This window comes from Kitasatospora sp. NPDC093558 (assembly GCF_040683475.1).
Taxonomy (GTDB): domain Bacteria; phylum Actinomycetota; class Actinomycetes; order Streptomycetales; family Streptomycetaceae; genus Kitasatospora.
The window spans coordinates 1-2,217 of the sequence record NZ_JBFBDY010000886.1 but is presented as its reverse complement, the minus strand read 5'-3'; the positions used below and the strand labels follow the sequence as shown (position 1 = coordinate 2,217).

Here is a 2,217-nt window from a genome sequence, read left to right as displayed (position 1 = left end):
GGCCCCAAGCACAAGGGCCACGACCACGAGGAACGCCTGCCCCACCCGCCGGCCTCGCACGTCCCCGACCCGGTCGTGCAGCGCACGCCCGGCGGGCCGTCCGTCCCGTCCACCGGCGCAAGCTTCGACGGGATCGGCTCCGCGAACTACTCGGTCACCGGCGTGCCGCCGGACCCGAACGCCGCCGTCGGCTCGACCCAGATCGTCGAGACGGTCAACACCGCCTACGGCGTCTACGACAAGACCGGCGCCACCGTCCTCGCCCCGACCAACACCAGCACCCTGTGGTCCGGCTTCGGCGGCTACTGCCAGTCCACCAACGACGGTGACGCGGTGGTGCGCTGGGACACCATGGCGAACCGCTGGGTGGTCACCCAGTTCGCCAACGTCTCGTCCTCCGCCGGCCCGTACTACGAGTGCATGGCCGTCTCCACGAGCGCGGACGCGACCGGTACGTACAACCGGTACGCGTACCAGTTCGCCAACTTCCCGGACTACCCGAAGCTCTCGGTGTGGCCGGACGCGTACTACATCACCTACAACATGTTCACCCCGGCCGGATCGTTCCTCAACGCCCAGGCCTGCGCGATGGACCGGGCCGGCATGCTGACCGGCGCCGCCGCCACCCAGCAGTGCTACACCACCTCCTCCTCGTACGGCGGGCTGCTCGCCTCCGACCTCGACGGCTCCACCGCGCCGCCGACCGGTGAGCCGGCCACCCTGATGGGCCTCGGAACGACCAACACCTCGCTGGCGTACTGGAAGTTCCACGTCGACTGGGCCACCCCGGCCAACTCCACCTTCACCGGGCCGACTTCGCTCACCGTGGCTTCCTACACCACGGCCTGCGGCACCTCCGGCACCTGCGTCCCGCAGGGCGGCACCACCCAGCAGCTCGACTCGCTGTCCGACCGGCTGATGTTCCGCCTGGCCTACCGCAACTACGGCGATCACGAGTCGCTCGTGGTCAACCACTCGGTCACCGCCGGGAGTTCGGTCGGCGCCCGCTGGTACGAGTTCCGGCTCTCCGGCGGCAACCCGACCGTCTACCAGCAGGGCACCTACGCCCCGGACGCCACCTACCGCTGGATGGGCTCGATCGCCCAGGACAAGGCCGGCAACACCGCCCTCGGCTACTCGCAGTCCTCCTCCAGCACCCACCCGTCGATCCGCTACACCGGCCGCCTGGCCGGCGACGCGCTCGGCACCATGACCCAGGGCGAGACCACCGCCATCACCGGCGCCGGCTCCCAGACCGGCTACAGCCGCTGGGGTGACTACACCTCGATGGCCGTCGACCCCGCCGACGACTGCACCTTCTGGTACACCGACGAGTACGAGCCCGCCAACGGCAGCTTCAACTGGGCAACCCGGATCTCCTCCTTCACCCTGCCCGGCTGCGGCTCCACGGCGACCAACGACTTCTCGCTCGCGCTGAACCCGACGTCCGGCAGCGCCGTCGTCGGCTCCTCCGCCACCACCACCGTCTCCACCGCGACCACGTCGGGCACCGCCCAGAGCGTCAACCTGACCGCCTCCGGCCTGCCCACCGGCGCCACCGCCGCCTTCAGCCCGGCCTCCGTCACCTCCGGCGGCAGCTCGACGCTGACCGTCACGACGGCCGCGAGCACGCCCTTCGGCACGTACCCGATCACCGTCACCGGCACCGGAGCCTCTGCCACCCACACCGCCACCTACACCCTCACCGTCACCAACGGCCCGACCGGCGGCATCACCAACGGCGGCTTCGAGGCCGGCAGCCTCTCCGGCTGGACGGCGACCGGCCCCGCGACCGGCGTCACCACCGCCGGTGCGCACAGCGGCTCGTACGCCGCCCTGCTCGGCTCGACCTCGCCGACCAACGGCGACTCCTCGATCGCGCAGACCTTCACGGCGCCGTCCGGCACCAGCACGGTGTCCTTCTGGTACAACGTCAGCTACCCGGACACCGCCACCTACGACTGGGCGACGGCCACGCTGAAGGACAACACCACCGGCACCACGACCACCGTCCTCGCCAAAACCTGCGCCGCCAACTCCGGCTGGGTCCAGAAGAGCGCGGCCGTCACCGCCGGCCACTCCTACACCCTCACCCTGACCAACCACGACGACAACTGGCCGGGCGACGCCACCACCACCAAGTTCGACGACGTCACCCTCTCCTGACCCGCGCGCACCCTCAACCGGGGCGGGCCGCAGTACCCCCGGGCTGCGGCC

General features: G+C 71.0%; 1 pseudogene. It reads left to right on the top strand.

The window, feature by feature from the left end:
- Nucleotides 1–2,166, top strand: a pseudogene (locus tag AB0O00_RS36550) (hypothetical protein); the annotation flags it as partial.
- Between the last annotated feature and the right edge of the window lie 51 nt (nucleotides 2,167–2,217).